This window comes from Asticcacaulis tiandongensis (genome assembly GCF_006475605.1).
Classification (GTDB): Bacteria; Pseudomonadota; Alphaproteobacteria; order Caulobacterales; family Caulobacteraceae; genus Asticcacaulis; species Asticcacaulis tiandongensis.
Genome location: NZ_SSBC01000003.1, coordinates 1 through 20339, shown reverse-complemented (window position 1 = coordinate 20339; position 20339 = coordinate 1). Strand labels below are relative to the sequence as shown.

Genomic DNA, 20339 nt, shown 5'->3' with positions numbered 1-20339 from the left:
ACCTCTATCCCTGATCATTTTTACAGTCTCGATCTTATACTCGCGACTATATTTTCGCTTCTCCATTTCTTACCTCCAGTTCGATAAACACGCTTTTCTTCGTGTCCGTCAAACCAGGGACAGGCCAAAGAGACGAGCTCCGGAGCGAAGCTGGATCGAGCCGAACGGAAGAAGGTCATGGCGCTCGCCCAGGCCAGAGGCATCGATCTGGTTCTGGTCACCGAACTTTCCCGATGGGGACGATCTACGATCGATCTTCTCAACACATTGCGTGAACTGGAAAGTCGGAAGGTCTCGGTGATCGCCATGAGCGGCATGACCTTCGATTTGGCCAGCCCGCACGGCCGGATGCTCGCGACGTTTCTGTCCGGGATTGCGGAGTTCGAGCGCGATCTCATCAGCGAGCGCGTAAAATCCGGACTTGCCGCAGCCAAGGCACGCGGGAGACGGCTTGGACGACAGCCCGGTCAGCGCCCAAAGTCGGACAGGCTCGCCCCGAAAGTACTGGCGCTCATCGCGGAAGGCCGCAGCTATCGCTGGATCGCCCGCGATCTGGCAATCAGCAAGAATACGGTTGCAGATATTGCCAAGCGCTACAGGGAAAGCAAATGCGCCAGAGCGTGAAGTGCGCGTGCGGCAGAAACAATCGGCTCAATGACAGAATCGTATGGCATGAAAAATCCATTGTCGGGAACCAAAGTTCTTGCACAAGTTTCGTCGCTCTCGTCGGTTGTGGCGACCGTCAGGCCACGCTGATCAGCACGCCACCGGCTGCGGCCACAAGCACAACAATCCAGGGCGTGGTCTTCCACGCCATCAGCAGAACAAAGCAGGTAAGTGCCAGCGCGAATTGATAAGGGCCGACGATGGCACTGGTGAAAACCGGATCGTAGAGCGCTGCGCCGAGAATGCCGACAACGGCGGCGTTGGCACCCCTCATCAAGGCCTGCGCGCTTTCGCGTTGGCGGAAGCTATCCCAGAAGGGAATAACGCCAAGCAGGATCAGAAAACCCGGAAGGAACACGGCGATCAGGGCAATGCCCGCTCCGATGAGGCCGTTAGGTTCCGGCCCCAATAAGGTTCCAAGATAGGCCGCGAAGGTGAAGAGTGGTCCCGGTACCGCCTGCGCCGCACCATAGCCTGCAAGAAACTGATCGTGACTGATCCAGCCGCTTTTCACCACTTCCGTTTCGAGAAGCGGCAGCACGACATGGCCACCGCCGAAGACCAGTGAGCCTGCGCGGTAGAACGAGTCGAATACGGTGAGCCCTTGCGAGGACAAGGCCGGAGCGAGGATTGGCAGTCCAAATAGTAAAGCGAAGAACAGGACCAGCGAGGTTGCCCCAAAGGTCCGCGAGACCGGGAAGTTGATGTGCCTGGTGACTGCCTCGTGATGATTACGGCAAACCAGAAGGCCTGCTGCCGCGCCTGCAGCGATCGCCGCCACTTGGCCAAGCGCGCCCGCCAGAAGCACGATTATCAGGACCGCACCGAGGGCGATTGTGGCCCGCTCGCGATCCGGGCACAGGTTCCTCGCCATACCCCAGACCGCCTGCGCCACGATAGCGACCGCAACGATCTTGAGGCCGGTGATGATGCCGCCGCCGACCGGGCCGCCAAATACTGCGGCGCCGTAAGCGAAGATCATGAGGAAGATCGCTGACGGCAAGGTGAAGGCTGCCCAGGCGGCAAGCGCGCCGAGCGGCCCGCCACGCAACAGTCCCAGGGCAAAGCCTACCTGGCTCGAGGCTGGACCGGGCAGGAACTGGCTCAGTGCTACAAGATCGGCATAGCCCTTTTCGTCGATCCATTTGCGGCGCAGCACCAGCTCGTCGCGGAAATAGCCGAGGTGCGCGATCGGCCCGCCGAAGGAGGTGAGGCCAAGTTTGAGAAAGGCGGTGAAGACTTCGCTGACCGAGCCTCTGCTTATTTGGATTTCATTGTGGTTCGTCGTGTCGGTCATCGTTTCATCGCCTCTCCGGTAAATTCACGGATGCGCTCCTTGGCCACGGTAAGGCCCTCGCGACCCTTGTCTGTAATGGAATAGAGCTTGCGCACCGTGCGGCCGTCACGCTCCTCGCGCACGGTGAGATAGCCGTCGCGCGCCATCTTGTGCAGCAGCGGATAGAGTGTCCCGGCAGACAGGCGGTAGCCGTGGCTCGCCAGCTCATCGATCATCCACTGGCCGTAAATCTCACGCTCGGCCGCATGATAGAGCACATGCAGGCGCACGAGGCCGGACAGCAGATCGTGATGCTCCATTTTCAGCGAGTGCCGTTTCTCGGGCGCAGCGATTTTTGACGGGTTCCCTGTCATGCCACCTGCCTTCTTGATTCGCGGAGCAATCGGTTCATACTATCGATTTACGATAGCGAAAGACGATTACAAAAGGAAGACAAGACTTTGAGCTTATCCTGATTGGCATTGTGGCGGTGTTCACCGCTGGCGTCACGCTTTTCTCGGGCTTCGGCCTCGGCACGATCCTGATGCCGGCCTTCGCGCTGTTCTTCCCGGTCCCGTTGGCAATCGCGGCGACCGCCGTCGTGCATTTCGCTAACAATATCTTCAAATTCGGACTGATGGCCAAGCAGGCCGATTGGCGCGTCGTGACGCGGTTCGGGCTCCCGGCTGCGATTGCCGCTCTCGCGGGAGCGAGCCTGCTAACTTGGTTCGACAAGTTGCCAGCCGTTGCGAGTTACACCCTTGGCGGGTCGGCCTATGAAATCACAGTGGTCAAAGCCGTCATCGGCGTATTGATTGTCGTGTTCGCCCTACTGGAACTGTGGCCGCTTTCAAGCGCTTGCATTTTCGCCGCGTTTGTTGCCACTCGGAGGCGTGCTGTCGGGATTCTTCGGCGGCCTTTCCGGTAATCAGGGTGCGTTGCGCTCCGCCTTCCTGTTGAAAACGGGGCTATCAAAGGAGGCTTTCGTTGCCACCGGGGTCGTCTCGGCAGTTATCGTCGATGCAGTTCGGCTAATCACTTATGGAACGAGTATCTTGGCGGAGCACCTTGCCCGGTCTCAGGAACTGCCTGCGCCGGTTGCCATGGGCACGGTCTGCGCCTTCATTGGATCGTTCGTGGGCAAGCGTGTCCTGCAGAAAATCACACTGCGCACCGTGCAGATCATCGTCGCAATTATGATTTTGCTCATTGGGAGCGGACTTGTGGCAGGCTTGATCTAACCCTGAGAGGATGTGGGCAGGACATTTGCGCTTAGGGTGTCATTTCGCCCCGAGCCGGAACCGACCCCCATAAAGAGCTTGGTGGACTGCTTCAGATCAGCGATCAGGGCGTCGAACACGGGGCGCAACTCGAACGCGGCGCGGCCAACCCAGTCAGCCAGCGTAGACCGGTCAAGGTCAATGCCCTGACGTCCATAGATTTGAGCCTGCCGGTAGAGGGGCAGATGGTCGGCATATTTACTGACCAGCACATGGGCCACAGTCGCCTCAGTCGACAGGCCACCGGGCACAAGCCGCGCTTGAGCCGGGGCTTGTGTAACGCCATCCGTGCAGGCCCGGCAGGCATATTTAGGGCGGCGGGTGACGATGACACGGAACTGGGCGGGCACGATGTCCAGCCGCTCACACCTGTCTTCACCAATGCAGTGTAAGCCGTTGCCGCAGGTACAGATCAGACTGTCAGGCTCAATAACTTCCTCGATACGAGGCAGATGCTCTGGTAACGCTCCGCGATTGGCGGCGCGGGCTTTGGCGGGACGTTTGGCTGCCCGATCCTCTCCATCCTCTTCGGCATGGATCAGCGCCATGGCGGTTTCCAGATCCTCCAGCGCCAGTTCAAACTGATCCGGATTGCTCTTCTCGGATTTACGCCCGAAGGCTGCTTGCCTGAAGGCCGCAACCAGCTTTTCCAGCCTCGCAATACGCTCATCCTTGCGCAGGTCGCGCGCGTCTGCTGCGATCAGCATCGCCTTCAGCGCAGCAATTTCCTCAAGAAGATCAGCGGTATTCGGCATGACACAGGTTTACCATAGCGGCCCTGCCGATGCCCGCGGAAAACACCCGCCGAGTCATCTTGTCGCAGCTATTCCACCGCTTCCGGAGCACGGGCTTCCAGGGCCCGAACCCGGCGCCAGTCCAGCCCCGAGAACAACGCCTCAAACTGAGCATGGCTCAGGCTCATGAGCCCATCCTTGATCGCCGGCCAGGTGAACACATGCGCCTCCAGCCGCTTGTAAGCCATCACCAGTCCGGTGCCGTCCCAGTAAAGCAACTTCAGGCGATCCGCCTTCTTTGCGCGGAAGACGAAGACCGTGCCGGTGAACGGGTCCTTGTGCAGTTGGTTCTTCACCATCGCCGCCAGACCATCATGCCCTTTACGGAAGTCGATAGGTTTGGTGGCCACCAGGATCCTTACCCGGTTTGATGGGAAGATCATGCTGACGCCATCAAGGCACGCACAACCGCCGCAATGCGATCCGCTGAAGCGCCGTCTTCAAGACGGATCGTTACGTTCCCGACCGAGATCTCAGGCCGGACCGCCAAATGACCTGCCGTGACCGGTGCTGGCTCTCTGACCACCAGAGTGCTGAACTCAACATCGTCCTCAGGTGCTGGCAAGATCAACTTGCCCTCCCGCGCCAATGTCCGCCAGGAAGACAAGTGGTTCGCCTTTACCCCGGCACGGCGCGCCACCTCATTGACGCTTACTCCAGGCCGCAAGGTCTCTGCTACGAGCCGCGCCTTAACCTCATCCGGCCATCGCCGCGAACGACGTATCCCACCGGGCATCGCCCTTACAGTGAGAACCTCCGGTGTAGTCTCCATGGAGAATGTCCCTCTCGTTCAACTCTGAGCAAGCCATGCGCAGGTCAAGGCCGACAAGGGAACGTGGGGGCAGAACAACGCTTACGGACATGCTTATGAAGGTGTATCTGATCTATGCGCTGGCTGCCGTCGCGGAGATCACCGGATGCTATGCGTTTTGGGCGTGGCTAAAGCTAGGTCGCACGCCGCTCTGGATCGGACCAGGATTGATCAGTCTGGCCCTATTTGCCTATCTTCTCACCCTCGTTGACGCCTCGAACGCCGGCAGGGCCTATGCCGCCTACGGGGCAATCTACATCGCCGCGGCGATCGTCTGGCTATGGCTTGTCGAGACGCAGGCGCCGGATTGGGCCGACCTGACGGGCACTGCTGTTTGCCTGGTCGGCGCCGCCATCATCATGTTTGGACGCAAGCTGGCCTCCTGAGCCCGGCTCTACGTCCCGTCACGGACAGTGACGGCGGCAGCGCCCGCACCGTCCAGCGCCGGCTCTATGGTTGAAGAGTTCCAAACAGCTTGCTTTGACATTATAGGTCTCACAATTGGCCTAATATAACACGCGGGAAGGATCATTATCGCATGTAACTGGGAGGCTCATGAGCCCACATTCTCCAAGTAAGTCGCTGATTTCGCTGTCGTAATCGTGATATTTCGCATATAAATCATGGCGTTGACGGCTGCGAGGGGCGCGTTTCATGGATCACCTGGAGGGTGCGGGCTTGGCGCGGGGAGATCGGGTTGATTTCGACCGCCGTGTGCGTCTGGAGTTCCGTGGTGCGCAGATCAGTTCAGACGGTGGCCTGCTGGTGATGCGCGAGCTTGATGACGTGCTCGGCCTGTCCAATCTGGCGTCGGAGGCGCTGCGAGACAGCCGCACCGGGAAGAACACGCTCCATCGGCTTGACGGATTGTTCCGGCAATCGGTGTTCGGACGACTGGCCGGATACGAGGATGTGAACGATGCCGACCGCTTGGCCCTCGATCCCGTGATGCGTCAGGTCGTTGGCGGCAGGGCCGTCGAGGCGCAAGCTGCTTCGGCATCGCAGATGGGACGGTTCGAGACCGAGACGCTGGCTCTGGCCGCGAACCGGGCGGCGCTGGCCGATCTGAACGGCCAATGGATCGACCGGTTTCATGACCGCAACGGGTTGAAATACATCGTGCTGGACATGGACAGCTCGGTCAGCCCCACCCACGGCGATCAGGAAGGTGCTGCCTGGAACGGGCATTTCGACTGCACCTGCTATCACCCCATCTTCTTGTTCAACCAGTTTGGCATGCTGGAGCGCTGCGCCCTGCGTAACGGCAATGTCCACAGCGCCGATGGCTGGCGGGATGTCCTTGATCCCGTCATTGCCCGATATGCTGGCCGCGACCTTGGTGGACGCTTCTTCCGGGCCGACGCTGCCTACGCGATCCCCGCGATCTATATGCGGCTGGAAGAAGCCAGGTTCTTCTACGCCATCCGTCTGCCCGCCAACGCCGTCTTGCGCGAGAAGATCGCGCATCGGCTGACACGGCCCGTGGGACGGCCTTCGCTGACCAAGGTCAAACGGTTCTTCGAGGACTTCGAGTATCAGGCGGCGTCCTGGGACAAGCCGCGCCGCGTCATCGCCAAGATCGAATGGCATCCGGGCGAGCTGTTCCCCAAAGTCGGCTTCATCGTCACCAACCTGCCGATGGAGCCAGACTGGGTGGTGAGGTTCTACAACCAGCGCGGCACCGCAGAGCAGCACATCAAGGAAGGCAAATATGCCTTTCGCTGGACGCGGCTGTCATGCCGGAAGTTCCGGCACAACGAGGTGCGGCTGCAACTGCACGCGCTGGCCTACAACCTGGCAACCTTCCTGCGCTGCATCGAACTGCCCGAGGCCATGGCGGACTGGTCGTTGACCAGCCTGCAACTCAAGCTGATCAAGATCGGCGCCCGCGTCGTCCGCCACGCCCGCGCCATTACCTTCCAGTTGGCCGAGGTCGCCGTCACCGGCCCGATGGTGCGGGCCGTCCTTGCCGCCATCCGCCGTCTTCGAACGCCTCCGTCATGCGCATGACCACGATCCATGCCCAAGCTGAACGAAAGCGGCAGGACAGGTCCGTCTGCCGCGCGGAAAAGCGGCTCTGCCGGGCCAGAATGCTGCGGGTTCGAGGCTTGATCCACCCGACTTCGGCCGTTTGCGCGACGACAGACACCGCTCGGGGCGAAAAACGCTTGCCCAGCGAGCAAAATCAGGCGATCTTGAAGTCAAGCGGCAGGCCACTTGGGGAATGTCGGCTCAAGACCACTGCAAGAGTGCAGATAGCGCAAGGAACCGAGATTATGAAATGCCCCGTTGACGGCACACTGCTCACGATGTCAGACCGCCAGGGAGTCGAGATAGACTATTGCCCGACGTGCAGGGGTGTCTGGCTCGACCGGGGCGAACTCGACAAGATTATCGAGATGTCTCAGTCTGTTCCAGTTCCCGCCGGACCACGCGGCGACGCTCGTCCGGCGCAAAGTGAACGTGACAGTCGCGCCCACCGCGACAATGAACGCTATGATGATCGCGGCGACTATGATGACGAACATGATCCGCGTCGGCGCAAGCGCAAGTCGATGCTTGGCGAGCTGTTTGATTTTTGATCGCGGCAGCGCGGCGTGAAACCTGTTCCCCGGGGACTGCGACTTCGGTCCTCGGCGCACATTCTGGCAGTCACGCCCGGGCTGGTCTGAAAAGCTTCACTCTGAACGACGCGGTTCAGCCGGAAGCGCCTGACGTTTATACCCAGATGGCAAAGCAATTGTCCACCTTGGACGTTTGCTGCCCGTTTTCGGTTGTGGTGGTCTGCGGAATAGTGGTTAACTGTTGAATGGGGCCAATTGCACCCTGAGGATTCGATGCAGCTTGTCTCAGTTCTGAATCGGTTAGCCATCTTTGGAGCCCTCTGGGTCGTACTGACAGGCGGCGGGGTCGATTCCCTGGCATATGGCGCGGCCGCAGTCGCCGTGGCAACGGTGCTCAGCCTGCTGATCTATCCGGTTGACCGGCCCGGTGTTGTCGTTTGGCGCGCGGCGGCGATACTGCCCCGGTTTCTGGTGCACAGCGGGTTGGGTGGGCTGGACGTCGCGCGACGTGCTTTCGATCCACGCCTGCCGATTTCGCCAGGTTGGGTCGACATCCCCTTGTCGAGCCGGCATGACGCGGCCAATGTTCTGTTGGGGGGGCTGATCAGCATCCTGCCAGGCACGTTGCCCGCCGGACCGGGCGACGGCGAAATGGACATACACGTCCTGTATCTGCCGAATTTCACGCCGGGCGAGGTTCAAGCCGACGAAACCCGTATCCACGGTCTGTTCGACAGCCGCATCACTGAATATGGTGCGACGCATGGCTGACTGGTTCACCCTTGTCGCGATCTTCCTGCTCTTGACCGTCGCGGCGGCGCTGGTGCGCTGCTGGCGCGGGCCCGGCCCGGTCGAGCGGATCATGGCCGCCCAGCTTGCCGGCACCGGGGTGATCGGCGTCGCCGTCGTCCTTGGCGCGGCGCGTGGAGATGCGGCCTTCCTCGACGCGGCGCTGATCGGCACGCTGCTGGCGGCCATTGCGGTGACCGCCTTCGTGCGTGGCACCGCGAAACCCGGGGCAAAGGAATGAGCTGGATCGATCTGGCGGTGCTGGCGCTCCTCGGCGCAGGGCTGGCCTTCTACGCCGCGGGCTCGCTGGGGTTCTTGCGCTTTCCCGACACCGCCTCGCGGCTGCACGCGCTGACCAAGGCAGACAACCTTGGCCTTGGGCTGGTGGCGCTGGCTGCGGCGATTTACGGCGGGTCGCTGGCGGTGGCGGCCAAGATCGCGCTGGTCTGGCTGTTCGCGGTGATCGCGGCGGGCACTACCTCGCAGCTGCTGGCCCGGCGCGCCCGCCTGGACGAGGCCCGCCTGGACGATGCCGACAGCGCGCCGGACGGCGGCCTGCGATGACCTTCGCCTTCGACCTCATCCTGTGCCTGATGATCCTCGGCACTGCGGCCATCGCGCTGTTCGTGCGCGACGCACTGGCCGCGATCGCCTTCTTCATCGCCTTCGGCAACCTGATGGGCCTAGCCTGGCTGGGGCTAGATGCCGTAAACGTGGCGCTGGCCGAGATCGCCATCGGCGCGGGCGTCACCGGGGTCCTTCTGATCCTGGCGCGGGCGCGGCTGCTGGCCTTGGGGGATGCCGCGACATCCACCGGCTCGCCCCTGTTGCTGCGGCTGGGGGCCCTTGCCGCCTGCGCGGGGTTCGTGGTCCTGCTGGCGGCGGCGGTGCTTTCGATCCCGCCCGAAAGCGGGCTGGACCGGGTGGTGGCACCGCTGATGCCGGGGCTTGGCATCGAGAACCGGGTGACGGGCGTCCTGCTGGCCTTCCGCGCCTATGACACGCTCTTGGAAAGCTTCGTCCTTCTGGGCGCGCTGGTCGCGGTCTGGTCGCTGGCCCCGGCGGGGGCCTGGCCCGGCCGCCCCGCCGATCCCGGCATGGCCGATGCGCCGATGCGCCGGGTTGCGGGCACCTTCGGCCAGCTTCTCTTGCCGGTGGCGCTGGTGATGGCGGCCTATCTGGTCTGGGCCGGATCGGACCTGCCGGGCGGCGCCTTCCAGGCCGGGACGGTCCTGGCGGGCGGCCTTCTGGTGGCGGGGATGGGCGGCACCATCGGCTTGCCGTCCAGCGACCAGCCGCTTCTGCGCGCGGCGCTGGTGTTGGGTCCCGTGGTCTTTCTGGCGATCGGGCTGGCCGGGGTCGCGGCGGGCGGATTGCTGGTCTATCCTGCGGGGCTGGCCAAGGCGCTGATCGTGACCATCGAATACACTCTTTTCCTGTCGATCGGGGTCACGCTGGCCTTGTTGGTGGCCGGGCCGCCAATGCCAGGCGCGTCGGACCCAGACCCGGAAGGGAAGGGCTGAGATGGACCTGCCGCTGCCCGTCCTTCTGTCCACCGGACATCTTTATGCCGTGACCGGCGCAGCCCTGGTGGGTCTCGGGCTTTACGCCTTCATCACCCTGCGTCACCCTTTGCGCCAGTTGCTGGCAGTCAATGTGGTCGGGGCGGGCATCTTCCTGATCCTGGGCGGGCTGGGTCGGGGGCCTGACGCTACCGATCCTTTTCCGCAGGCGCTGGTGATCACCGGCATCGTCGTAGCCGTCGCGCTGACCGCTTTCGGCGCGGCGATGATCGTACGGCAGGCCCAGACGCGGGCGGCCGCGAAACCTGCCGCCGACGACAACGAAAATCCCGCGCCATGAGCCCGCTTGACCTTCTCATGGCCGCACCGCTCGGCTTCATGGCGGCGGCGCTGATGCTGGGGCCATCCGGGCGCTGGCTGATCCTGCTGGCCGCACCCCTGATGGCGGGACTGGCGCTGTGGCTGGCGCTTTTGCCGCCCGATGCGGCCTATCTCGTCGGTCAGTGGGACCTGCCGCTGGGCATCCTCTTGCGCGCCGACGGGGTGGCGCGGCTGATGATCCTCGCCACCGCGCTGGTGATCGGCGCCGTCGGGCTGCACGCGCTGGCCGAGCCGCCGGAAAAGCCCGGCCACGCCGCCCAGGCCGAGACCTTCTGGCCGCTGGTCTATCTGATGTGGGCCGGGGCCAATGCGGGGTTCCTGACCACCGATCTCTTCAACCTCTACGTCACGCTGGAGATGGTCAGTCTGGCCGCGGTGGCGCTGGCGGCGATGGGCTCGCTGGCGGCGGCGTTGCGTTATTTCATGATCGCGCTGCTCGGCTCGCTGGCCTATCTGCTGGGCGTGGCGCTGACGGTAGCGCGCTACGACACTGTGGACGTGATCCTTCTGGCGCAGGTGGCTGAGGCCGATCTCGCGACGCTGCTGGCGCTGGGGCTGATGACGGCGGGGCTGCTGATCAAGGCCGCACTCTTTCCGATGCACGGCTGGCTGCCGCCCGCCCATGCCGCCGCCCCGGCCCCGGCCAGCGCGCTTCTGTCGGCGATCGCGGTCAAGCTGGGTTTCGTCATCCTGGTGCGGCTGTGGTTCGAGGCTTTTGCAGCCGTTACCGGCCCGGCCGCCCTGCATGTGCTGGGTGGCCTGGGCGCGGCGGCGGTGATCTACGGATCGATCCAGGCGATGCGGCAGGACCGGCTGAAGCCGCTGGTGGCCTATTCGACGGTGGCGCAGGTCGGTTATCTGTTCCTGGCCTTTCCGCTGGTCGCCGGGACGGTCGAGCCTTCCGGCGCCTGGGCCGGGATGACGCTGCACGGCGTGGCGCATATGCTGGCCAAGGCGGCGATGTTCCTTGCGGCCGGGCTGATGCTGAAGGCTGTCGCCGGTGACCGGATCGCCGATCTGGGCGGGCTGGCGCAGGCCATGCCCCTGACCGTGACCGCCTTCGGCCTGGCGGTGGTGTCCTTGATGGGGCTGCCGCCTTCGGGCGGGTTCACCGCCAAGTTCCTGCTGCTAAGCGCTGCAATCGAGCAGGGCGCGTTCCTCTATGCCGGAGTGCTGGTGATTGGTGGCCTGCTGGCAGCGGTCTATCTCTTTCGGGCGCTGTCGGCCTGTTTTGCCCCTTTGGCTGGCGCGGGACCTGACACCGCGTCGCGCGGCCCGGTGACCGGCGGAGTGCAAGCCGTGGCACCGCTGGCGCTGGCGGGACTGGCCATCGTCATGGGCTTTGCCGGCACCGCGCTGGTCGACGTCTCGGCCATCGAGGCACCCTGGGCCACGCCCACGGTGATCCAACCGGAGGCCGCGCCATGATGACCTTCGCGCCGCTGCTTCTGGTATTCCTGCCGCTGGTCGCCGCCGGGGTCAGCTTTGCCTTGCCCGAGCGGTTGTCCGCCTGGCGCAACGCGGCCAACCTCGGCGTGGCCTTTACCAAGCTGCTGGTAGTGGCCTACCTGCTGAACGCGACTGAGGCCGGTCTGGTGTTCGAATGGCGCTACGAGTTCCTGCCGGGTCATGATTTCGTGCTGCGGCTGGACAGGCTTGCCCTTCTGTTCGTGACCCTTTCGGTATTCCTGTGGCTGTTGACCACGATCTACGCCATCGCCTATTTCGACCGCGGCCCGAACCTGCCGCGGTTCTTCGGCTTCTTCAACCTCTGCGTGCTGGCGGCGACCGGCGTGGCGATGTCGGGCACCGCGATCACCTTCTTCCTGTTCTACGAACTGCTGACGCTGGCGACCTGGCCGCTGGTCGCGCACAAGGGCGACGACAAGTCGCTGCGCGCGGGGCGGATCTACCTTTCCTACACGCTGGCGGGCAGCGTCGCCTTCCTGGCCGGGATCCTGTGGCTGCAGTCGCTGGTCGGCGCGATCGAGTTCGCCGCGCCGCCGGACCTGACCGGCATCCCCGCGCTGACCCTGACGCTGATCTTCATCCTGTGCATCGGCGGGCTGGGGGTGAAGGCCGCGATCTTCCCCCTGCATGGCTGGCTGCCCGAGGCGATGGCCGCCCCCGCGCCGGTCAGCGCGCTTCTGCACGCCGTCGCAGTGGTCAAGGCCGGAGCCTTCGCCATCGTGCGGATGATCTATGATGTCTACGGCATCGGCACCGTGGCCGAACTGGGCCTTGGCGTGCCGCTGGCGGCGCTGGCCTCGGTCACCATCCTTTACGGCTCGGTCCGCGCACTGATGCAGAGCGATCTGAAGAAGCGGCTGGCCTATTCCACGGTCAGCCAGGTCAGCTACATCATCCTTGGTGCCAGTCTCATCGGGCCATATGCCGTGATCGGCGGGCTGGTGCATCTGGTGCATCAGGGGATCATGAAGATCACCCTTTTCATGTGCGCCGGCGCGCTCGCGAACCGCATGGGGATCAAGGCGATTGCCGATCTGGACGGGGCGGGCCGGCTGATGCCGGTGACGATGGCGGCGTTCTCGGTCGGGGCGCTGGGGATGATCGGGCTGCCGCCGGTGGCGGGCTTCATCTCGAAATGGTATCTCGGGATCGGCGCGCTGCAATCGGACGCGGCCTGGGTGGTGGCGGTGCTGGCGGGGTCATCGCTCTTGAACGCCGCCTATTTCCTGCCGCTCCTCTACCGCGCCTGGCTGTTGCCCCCGCCACCCGACCGGCCCGCCATCCGCGAACTGGCCACCACCCGCGACCGGATGCTGATCCTACCCGCGGCGGTGACGGCCCTGGTGGCGCTTGGGGCGGGCATCTTCGCATCGCTGCCGTTCAGCCCGCTGGGCTGGGCCACCCTGATCGCCGAGGGGGGCTATCTGCGATGACTGCCGACCTGACACTGCTTCTACCGCTGACGGTCCTGTGGCCGATGCTGCTGGCCGGGCTGGCGCTTCTGCCGGGCTGGGGCCCGCGCATGGTGATGTTTCTGCCGCTTGGCCCCCTGCCGGCACTGGCCGCCGCCCTTTTCGCGCCGCGCGACACACCCGTCGCGCTGCCGGGGGTGCTTCTGGACGGCGGGCTGGAACTGACTGCCACCGGCGCGATCTTCCTTGGCGGAGCGGCGGTGCTGTGGTTCTGGGCCGGGGTCTATGCCGCCGACTACTTGCGCCGCGACAGCCGGCCCGCCGCCTTCGCGCTGTTCTGGAACCTGGTGCTGGCCGGCAATCTTGGCGTCGTCATCGCCGCCGACATCGTCAGCTTCTATGTCTTCTTCGCGCAGGTCTCGCTTCTGGCCTATCCGCTGGTGATCCATGACCGCAAGCCCGCGTCGATGCGGGCGGGCACCGTCTATCTGGTGCTGGCCGTGCTGGGAGAGGTGGCGATCCTGGTCGGGCTGATGCTGGCCTCGCACGGGGCGGGCGGAGCCATCGGGATCGAGGCGGTGCGCGCTGCCCTGGCCCTGCCTTCGACGCATCCTGCGGCACTCGGGCTTCTGATCGCGGGCTTCGGGATCAAGGCCGGTCTGATGCCCTTGCATGTCTGGCTGCCGGTGGCGCATCCGGCCGCACCGGTGCCGGCCTCGGCGGTGCTGTCGGGTGCCATCGTCAAGGCCGGGATCTTCGGGATGGTGGCCTTGCTGCCGCTGGGAACCCCGGCGGCTGTTGCGGGCAACCTGCTGACAATCCTGGGCTTTTCCGGCCTGTTCCTCGCGGCGCTGCTGGCGGTCGGGCAGGCCGGGGCCAAGTCCGTGCTGGCCTATTCCACCGTCAGCCAGATGGGTTTGGTGATGGGGGTGCTGGGCGTTGCGCTGGCTGCGGGCAGCGCGCCCGCCACGGTGCTGCCGGCGGTGGCGCTGTTCGCATTGCATCACGGGCTGGCCAAGGGGGCGCTGTTCCTGGGCGTCGGCCTCGCGCCGCTCTGCGGGCGAGGCTGGCGCTGGGGGCTGATGGCAGTGCTCGCGGTGCTGGGCCTGTCGCTGGTCGGGATGCCGCTGCTGGCCGGGGCGCTGGTGAAATCGGCGATGAAGGACCCGGCCGGAGCGCTTGGCGCGACGCTGATCGGTCTGTCCGCACTGACCACGGCGCTGGCGATGGCGCGCTATCTGGCGGTGCTGCCGACGGCGAAACCACGCCGCCGCCCGCCGCTTCTGATGGCGCTGCCGTTCCTGGCGCTGGCCGGGGCGGCGCTGTGGCTGCCCTGGCTGCTTTACGCCGATGTGACCGGCAAGTCCCCGCTGGCGGCGGACCTCGCGTCGAAGCTGGCCGAGGCTTGGCCGCTGGGCCTCGCGGTGCTCTTGATCGCGGGCGCGGTCGCGGTCGGGTTGAAGCCGCCCACCCTGCCCGAGGGCGACGCGCTTGGCCCGGTGCAGCGCCGGGCAGCGGCCCTGACCGCCGCCGCAAGGGCTGCCCTGCGCGCCGGGTCACGGTCACTGCACCGCTCGCGCCCGAAGCCGCAGATCGTCATCGGCGAGGATCTGGACCGGATCGAGGACATCTTCCGCGAAGGCGCCGCCGCCGCGATCCTGGTTCTAGCCATTACGGGGGCGGTCGTCGCCGCCAGCCTGATCTAGACTGGCCCGACCCCGGCCTATTGCGCGACAAAACCGCCGTCGACCGGCACCACCGCGCCGGTCATGAACCCGGCCTCGGCCGAGCACAGCCAGACGATCAGGCCGGCCACCTCGTCGGGGGTGCCGATGCGGCCCATCGGGTGCAGCCCGTCCATCATCTGCCGGCTGGTCATCTTGCCGCCTGTCGCGTAGCCCTTAATTGGGGTCATCCTCAATGAGATGAGAATATCCTGATAGCCACGTCGCCGTTTCTGTCCAAGAACGGAGTCCGAAGCTTTTTGGGCGCCGGTCTCATCCTCGAACCAGTATTCCCTAGATTGCCCGCTCTGACCAATTCGACCCCAGTGCCGCATGACAGAGACGTCGCCAAAGAGACCTGGCTGGACGTCGATCTCGTAGAACCGCGACATGTTTCGTGATGGGTCTATCCGGAGGAGTTTTCTTGGCGACATTGAACTCTCGGCGCTATGTTGAGAGTGATATTATACAACTGATTCAATGGGATGTCAAAAAAGGGGTGTCATCCTGCCCCCTACCGGAATCCACCCCTTTTACCCTTCACGAGTTAGGGACTCCGACACATCCGGGGTGTTTCACTTCCTACCTATTGACCGTTGATATAAAAGTACACCGGAATGCCTATCAGAATATTGAAAGGGAAGGTCAGGGCGAGGCTCATTGGGATGTAGATCGCCTGCTGCGCCAGGGGCAGGGACACGCGCATGGCCGCCGGCACGGCGATGTAAGACGCCGAGGCGCACAGGACCGTAAATAAGAAGGCGGTTCCATGATCGAGGCCTATAGCCCGGCTGGCAAGGGTGCCCAGAACCGCGCCGATCAAGGGCATATATAGCCCAAAAGCGAGCAAACTTAACGAGAACTGCCGGACGTGCTTCAGGTTCCGACTGACGGTCAGCCCCATGTCAAGCAGGAACAGGCAAAGGACGCCCTGGAACGGATCAATGAACAGGGCGCTGATGCCGGTCAGCTTGTCTGATCCGAGGACCGCGCCGAAGAGCAGGGAGCCGATGAGCAACAGGACCGCGCCGTTGGTGGCCGTCTCCGCCAAAAGATGGCCGAACCGCTTTTGCTCGCTCTTGCCCTGCGCCAGCATCAGCCCGGAAATAATCGCCGGGGCCTCCATCATAGCGACCACGGCGACAATATAGCCCGCGAAGGCGACTTGATTCAGTTCCAGATAGCTGACGGCGGTTGCGAAGGTGACGATGCTTACCGAGCCATAGTGCGCCGCCGTCGCCGCCGCCGTCGCCTTGTCGAGCGAGGTGGTGGACTTCAAAAGCGCATAGCCGATCACGGGCTGGATTAGTCCGAACAGGACCCCAACGATGAGGGTCGCGCCGAATTCAAGCGTCAGTGCGCCTTCCGCCCTGAGTGCCATGCCGCCTTTAAGGCCGATGGCCATCATAAGGAAGATCGACAGGAACTGACTTATGCTTCGCGGCATGCTCAGGTTGGAGCGAACAAGGCCCGCAAAGATGCCGAGACCGAAAAACAGAACCGGGGCGGAAATCATGCCCTGAACCAAAGAAAAATTCATCTTCACCTCCACTGGGTGGCGGGTAGCGGAGTTGAACTTATTCGTGAAATGGAATATTTTTATCTTAATTATTCGATTTATAGATAAGCGATGTCATTTAACACCGATAGTCAGACGCTGAAGGCCTTCATGGCCCTTGCGGAAACCCTGAACTTCACCCGCGCCGCCGATAAGGTGGGTCGTAGCCAATCCGCCTTAAGCATGCAGATACGTCGCCTTGAGGACAGTATCGGCCATGCCCTGTTTCAGCGGACACAGCGCTATGTGAAACTGACACATGAGGGGGAAATATTTCTGGGCTATGCGCGATCCATCCTCGACCTCCAGCGCGAAGCCTATTTACGGATGCACGAGCCAGAGGTTGAGGGTGAGATCCGTCTGGGTACGCCGGAGGATTTTGCCACCCACTATCTCCCCGATGTTCTTGCCGCGTTTCGCGCCCTGCATCCGCGGGTTCTGCTCAATGTCAGTTGCGATCTGACCCTGAACCTCGTCAAGGCGTTCGAGCAGGGTCAGCACGATATTGTGCTGATCAAACGTGACCCCCAGACGGTGGATGGCGGTGTTCGGGTGTGGCGCGAACCGCTGGTCTGGGTAACCGGAGAGCCGTCAAGGGGAGCGTTGAGCTCGGTCAACGACACGGCACTTACCCTGGCACTCTCCCCGCCGCCGTGCATCTACCGGGCCCGTGCCCTGGCGGCGCTGGCGCGTCAGGGCCGTAGTTGGCGCATAGGCTATACCAGCCCAAGTCTGACGGGCACCCTGGCGGCGGTGCGGTCGGGGCTGGGCGTCAGCGTTCTGCCTGCCAATATGATACCGAAGGGCGTCAGGGTGGCCGACCACGGGCTGGGCTTGCCTGACCTTGCCGATGCCGAGATTGCAATGTTGACCGCCGACGGCCTGGGTCCGGCCGGCACGATGCTGGCGCGCCACATCATCGACAGTCTTGACCAGTTGCGGGCTCATTAGAGTGCATTCCAAAAGTGTGCAACGGTTTTGGAATCAAATGCGCGACAAAACAAAAGATTAGAGCGCGATTCCGATCCAACTAGATCGGGACGTGCTTTAAACCGCGCGGTTACGTCACTGCGGCTGAGGCTTCCAGGCGGTAACCTATGCCGGGCTCGTTGACAATGAACTGATCACGCGCCGGATCAAGCTCCAGCTTCTGACGAAGTTGGGCAATGTAGATCCGCAGATACTGATTGTCCTCTACATAGGCATCGCCCCAGACCTTCTGCATGAGGTATTTGTGAGTCAGAAGCTTGCCGGCGTGCAGAGCAAGGATCTTAAGCAGGGCAAACTCTTTGGGTGACAACTTTACAGTGATGTCGCGCACGGTGACCTTATGGGCCGTGAGATCGATGCATAGGTCACCGACCCGCACGACGGTATCTTCGGCGACCACCAGCACTGAATCCCGCAGCGCCGCCCGCAGTCGCGCCAGCAGTTCACCCGTACCAAAAGGCTTGGTCACAAAGTCATTGGCCCCCATATCGAAGGCACGGATCTTCTCGTCCTCATGGTCACGGGCCGATACGATAAGGATCGGTATTTTCGACCAGCTTCTGAGCATAGAGATGACCTCGGTGCCGTCCATATCCGGCAGGCCGAGATCCAGCAGCACCGCGTCAGGCTTGACCGATGTGGCCAGACGTACCCCCTCGCGCCCTGTTTCGGCGGGAATGACGGCATAATCATGCGAGGTCAGGGTAATGGTCAGGAACTTACGCACCTGCGGGTCGTCCTCGATGACCAGAATTTTAGGTTGCAACCCACTCATTCGGTTTCCTCTTCGGGCAATATCAAGGTCAGGGTGGCGTCGGTGGGGAGACTAAGGCGCATGCAGGCACCCGTGCCGTCGGGCGGATCAATAGCCTGAACGGTGCCACCGTAGATGTCCATAATCTCACGGCAGATATAGAGCCCCAGTCCTGTCCCGGCGATTTTACGGTCACCATCGACGGCGCGATAGAATTTCGTGAAAACTAGATCGCGTTGCGCCGGGGCTATCCCGTCACCATCATCGTCTATATCGATAATCACCCCGTGTTCCACCTGTCGTGCCCCGATCGTAATGGTGCCACCCGGCGGGCCATATTTCAGGGCGTTTTCAATCAGGTTTAACAGAACCAGATCAAACAAAGAGGGGTTTACGTTTAGCAGCGGGAAGCCCGTCTCGATCTCTATCCTGAAGCCTTGTCGACCAATCAGGGGGCGTAACGACCGCAGCACACCTGAAAGAGCGTCGCGTATATGGACCGGTTCGGATTTCGGCCGGAAGCCGCTCTCTAAGCGACTCATTTCGATCAGATTGATGACAAAACGGTTGAGTCTTTGCGCCTCGGCAAGGCCATCTCCGACAAGCTCAGCGGCGGTGTCGTCCCCGCGTCCTTGCAGGGCCTCAAGCGCCCCAATAATCCCGACCAGGGGGGTTTTGAAGTCATGCGATAATGAGGATAGCATGACGCTCATGAAGCGTTCGCGGTCTGCCTGGCGAATCTGTTCGGCGCGGGCCTCGGTCAGGGTGGCACGGCTGATGGCTAGGGCGACCTGACCCGCCAAAGTCAACAAGAAGCGGGGTGGGAAGGCGTCAGAGACCGGTGCGAGTCCATCTTGTGGCTCAAACACCAGAACACCTGCCACGTCGCCGGCCTCTCCAAGCGGCAAAATAAGGCGTGGGTCGGCAGCGAACATCGCCTGCCCGTGGCCTGCCGGTTGGCGATGGGTCATGACCTCGTTGAAAACAGGGTCATGCTCGGACGCCGATTTAAGGTGGATGCGACAAGGCAACTGCAGGATGGTCGAAAGCCGGTGCTCTGCGGTGGCGCAAACATCGTTGACCGAGGTTTTGCCGATCAGGTCCTGATTCAGCCGATAAAGGTCCGTGAGGAATTTCTCCCGTGCCTGGCCCTCGCGCGTCATGCGGCGCAGCCTCGTGGCAAGTGCGCTCACCACGAGGCTTACCGTCAGCAGGACAAAGAACTTGGCAAGTATCTGCGGGTTGGTGACGCTCTGTGATCCATATGCGACGCTGAGCACAATATTGTACGCCATGACGCTCAGGGCGACCGTTGCTAAGGCCAATCTGGGATGCAGGTATACCGCCGCGCACAGAACGGGCAGAACAAAGAGAATGCCCAGCGACTCGGGTGACTTAAAACCCAGATGCTCCAGCCCGAAGGTCAGGGCTGCCGCGAGGATGACCAATCCCAAACTGAGCAGGCTCTCTTGCCATAGAGTCAATCGACCGGTGCGGATCGTCAGGGCATGATCTTCGAGGAGGAGAGCGGGTGACATGTGGCTTGACCGGTTTGTGTTATTCAGACGACGATCATCTGAAGGCCGGGCGCAGGTCCCTGCGGAAGTTTCACTTAGAGTGATATGCCAAAACCCATCGCCGGTTTTTGGCATAAAATATCATAATTAATCAAAGGTATGGATCAGAATTTCGATTCTGTCCAAAGTCATTCCAATCTAAAATAAACACAGTTTCGTTCGGAACGAAAGAAAGCTGCCAGGGCCGTTTCGCCCTAGCAGCTTGTGTGGCCGCAACGCAGTTGCAGCCATCCCTGGGACCCGAGGGGGGGAGGGGAACCACAGGGAGTGTCCGATCCCGCCAGGGGGGCGGTGCGGAATCGGATCAGCGCATCATGTAGGGTTTCTGACGAAGGCTGCGTTTTTTGCCCTCACGCCGGGAGGATTTGAAGGCCTGTTTAGGCATGTCTGCGTCATCCTCAGACGAGCGTATCGGCGCAGGGCGCTGACGGGGGGCGTTGTAAGGGTCGGGAATCAGTAGGTCGTCGTGGGCACGCACGGCTGTGTTCCTCTCCAAAAAAGACAGTGTCCTCAAACCTTCCAGGATGCGCAGAGCGTGCTTCTGACAGGATGTCTGCGTGGAGCACGTCTCTCGCATCCCCACACTAGCCGTCGGGTCCGCCAAAAATCTGTGGCGAAATAGCCCCGCCCGCGCTGTGTTAATTGTACGTCGTCAAAGTTTTTGGGACAATCGCGTTTGAAAAATCCTGGAGGGTTTAGCGTCTATTGGGTTTGATATTAAGCGGCTTGTTTTTGGAATTGCAAGCGGCGGTGTTCGAGTGTTTTCATCT

General features: G+C 62.6%; 22 protein-coding genes and 2 pseudogenes. 15 read left to right on the top strand and 9 right to left on the bottom strand.

Features of this window, described 5'->3' with window-relative positions; translation table 11 throughout:
* Positions 1 to 138 precede the first annotated feature (138 nt).
* Positions 139 to 624, top strand: a pseudogene (locus E5201_RS15095) (recombinase family protein); the annotation flags it as partial.
* A 118-nt stretch (positions 625 to 742) separates the two neighbouring features.
* Here E5201_RS15095 and chrA read toward each other — a convergent pair.
* Positions 743 to 1963 (bottom strand): chromate efflux transporter, encoded by a 1221-nt coding sequence (gene chrA / locus E5201_RS03720; protein ID WP_140984678.1) that lies wholly within the window; start codon positions 1961 to 1963, stop codon positions 743 to 745.
* Positions 1960 to 2316 (bottom strand): PadR family transcriptional regulator, encoded by a 357-nt coding sequence (locus E5201_RS03715; RefSeq protein WP_246050384.1) that lies wholly within the window; start codon positions 2314 to 2316, stop codon positions 1960 to 1962. The genes chrA and E5201_RS03715 overlap by 4 nt, the downstream gene beginning before the upstream one ends.
* A 110-nt stretch (positions 2317 to 2426) precedes the next feature.
* On the opposite strand from E5201_RS03715, the gene E5201_RS15050 reads away from it, so the two are divergent.
* Positions 2427 to 2870: a TSUP family transporter gene (locus E5201_RS15050; protein ID WP_219993555.1), complete on the top strand. Its 444-nt coding sequence runs from the start codon at positions 2427 to 2429 to the stop codon at positions 2868 to 2870.
* A complete protein-coding gene (locus tag E5201_RS15045) occupies positions 2836 to 3183 on the top strand; it encodes a TSUP family transporter (RefSeq protein WP_198513208.1) in 348 nt (115 codons plus the stop codon). Before E5201_RS15050 ends, E5201_RS15045 begins: the two co-directional genes overlap by 35 nt.
* Before the next feature lie 68 nt (positions 3184 to 3251).
* Here E5201_RS15045 and E5201_RS03705 read toward each other — a convergent pair.
* The 3 genes and pseudogenes from E5201_RS03705 to tnpA all read right to left on the bottom strand — a co-directional run.
* Positions 3252 to 3977 (bottom strand): annotated as a pseudogene (locus E5201_RS03705) (IS66 family transposase); the annotation flags it as partial.
* Positions 3978 to 4045: 68 nt separating this feature from the next.
* Positions 4046 to 4366 carry an IS66 family insertion sequence element accessory protein TnpB gene (gene tnpB / locus E5201_RS03700; protein ID WP_219993554.1) on the bottom strand — a complete coding sequence of 107 codons (321 nt, stop codon included), beginning with the start codon at positions 4364 to 4366 and terminating at the stop codon, positions 4046 to 4048.
* 29 nt (positions 4367 to 4395) lie between these two features.
* Positions 4396 to 4788, bottom strand: coding sequence for an IS66-like element accessory protein TnpA (tnpA, locus tag E5201_RS03695; RefSeq protein ID WP_219993553.1), 393 nt, complete (start codon positions 4786 to 4788; stop codon positions 4396 to 4398).
* 95 nt (positions 4789 to 4883) lie between these two features.
* On the opposite strand from tnpA, the gene E5201_RS03690 reads away from it, so the two are divergent.
* The 11 genes from E5201_RS03690 (at position 4884) to E5201_RS03640 (ending at position 14672) form a co-directional block, all read left to right on the top strand.
* Entirely contained in the window at positions 4884 to 5213 is a 330-nt protein-coding gene (locus tag E5201_RS03690; RefSeq protein ID WP_140984676.1) for a YnfA family protein, read from the top strand.
* A gap of 268 nt (positions 5214 to 5481) precedes the next feature.
* Complete coding sequence (locus E5201_RS03685) at positions 5482 to 6837, top strand: IS1380-like element ISPme1 family transposase (protein WP_012112698.1); 1356 nt, start codon at positions 5482 to 5484, stop codon at positions 6835 to 6837.
* Between the two features lie 299 nt (positions 6838 to 7136).
* Positions 7137 to 7409, top strand: a complete 273-nt coding sequence (locus E5201_RS14965; RefSeq protein ID WP_246050383.1) for a TFIIB-type zinc ribbon-containing protein — start codon at positions 7137 to 7139, stop codon at positions 7407 to 7409.
* Positions 7410 to 7664: 255 nt separating this feature from the next.
* Positions 7665 to 8162 carry a Na+/H+ antiporter subunit E gene (locus E5201_RS03675; protein ID WP_140984674.1) on the top strand — a complete coding sequence of 166 codons (498 nt, stop codon included), beginning with the start codon at positions 7665 to 7667 and terminating at the stop codon, positions 8160 to 8162.
* Positions 8155 to 8421: an MrpF/PhaF family protein gene (locus E5201_RS03670; protein WP_140984673.1), complete on the top strand. Its 267-nt coding sequence runs from the start codon at positions 8155 to 8157 to the stop codon at positions 8419 to 8421. Before E5201_RS03675 ends, E5201_RS03670 begins: the two co-directional genes overlap by 8 nt.
* Positions 8418 to 8744: a cation:proton antiporter gene (locus tag E5201_RS03665; RefSeq protein WP_140984672.1), complete on the top strand. Its 327-nt coding sequence runs from the start codon at positions 8418 to 8420 to the stop codon at positions 8742 to 8744. The genes E5201_RS03670 and E5201_RS03665 overlap by 4 nt, the downstream gene beginning before the upstream one ends.
* On the top strand, positions 8741 to 9703 hold the full coding sequence (locus tag E5201_RS03660) for a hydrogenase subunit MbhD domain-containing protein (RefSeq protein ID WP_140984671.1): 963 nt from the start codon (positions 8741 to 8743) through the stop codon (positions 9701 to 9703). Before E5201_RS03665 ends, E5201_RS03660 begins: the two co-directional genes overlap by 4 nt.
* A gap of 1 nt (position 9704) precedes the next feature.
* Complete coding sequence (locus tag E5201_RS03655) at positions 9705 to 10043, top strand: NADH-quinone oxidoreductase subunit K (protein ID WP_140984670.1); 339 nt, start codon at positions 9705 to 9707, stop codon at positions 10041 to 10043.
* 17 nt (positions 10044 to 10060) lie between these two features.
* Positions 10061 to 11512: a complex I subunit 5 family protein gene (locus E5201_RS03650; protein ID WP_181404533.1), complete on the top strand. Its 1452-nt coding sequence runs from the start codon at positions 10061 to 10063 to the stop codon at positions 11510 to 11512.
* Complete coding sequence (locus tag E5201_RS03645) at positions 11509 to 12987, top strand: proton-conducting transporter transmembrane domain-containing protein (protein ID WP_219993551.1); 1479 nt, start codon at positions 11509 to 11511, stop codon at positions 12985 to 12987. The genes E5201_RS03650 and E5201_RS03645 overlap by 4 nt, the downstream gene beginning before the upstream one ends.
* Positions 12984 to 14672, top strand: coding sequence for a complex I subunit 5 family protein (locus E5201_RS03640; protein ID WP_140984668.1), 1689 nt, complete (start codon positions 12984 to 12986; stop codon positions 14670 to 14672). The genes E5201_RS03645 and E5201_RS03640 overlap by 4 nt, the downstream gene beginning before the upstream one ends.
* A gap of 17 nt (positions 14673 to 14689) precedes the next feature.
* Here the strand turns inward: E5201_RS03640 and E5201_RS14860 are convergent, their stop codons facing one another.
* Positions 14690 to 15124: an SDR family oxidoreductase gene (locus tag E5201_RS14860; RefSeq protein ID WP_219993550.1), complete on the bottom strand. Its 435-nt coding sequence runs from the start codon at positions 15122 to 15124 to the stop codon at positions 14690 to 14692.
* Between the two features lie 152 nt (positions 15125 to 15276).
* The gene (locus tag E5201_RS03625; protein WP_140984667.1) at positions 15277 to 16230 is read right to left on the bottom strand and encodes a sodium-dependent bicarbonate transport family permease; all 954 of its coding nucleotides are present in this window, start codon (positions 16228 to 16230) and stop codon (positions 15277 to 15279) included.
* Between the two features lie 90 nt (positions 16231 to 16320).
* Here E5201_RS03625 and E5201_RS03620 point away from each other — a divergent pair, with 90 nt between their 5' ends.
* A complete protein-coding gene (locus E5201_RS03620) occupies positions 16321 to 17199 on the top strand; it encodes a LysR family transcriptional regulator (RefSeq protein WP_140984666.1) in 879 nt (292 codons plus the stop codon).
* A 109-nt stretch (positions 17200 to 17308) separates the two neighbouring features.
* Here E5201_RS03620 and E5201_RS03615 read toward each other — a convergent pair whose 3' ends face one another.
* Positions 17309 to 18013: a response regulator gene (locus E5201_RS03615; RefSeq protein WP_140984665.1), complete on the bottom strand. Its 705-nt coding sequence runs from the start codon at positions 18011 to 18013 to the stop codon at positions 17309 to 17311.
* Positions 18010 to 19530, bottom strand: a complete 1521-nt coding sequence (locus tag E5201_RS03610) for an ATP-binding protein (protein ID WP_140984664.1) — start codon at positions 19528 to 19530, stop codon at positions 18010 to 18012. The genes E5201_RS03615 and E5201_RS03610 overlap by 4 nt, the downstream gene beginning before the upstream one ends.
* Between the last annotated feature and the right edge of the window lie 809 nt (positions 19531 to 20339).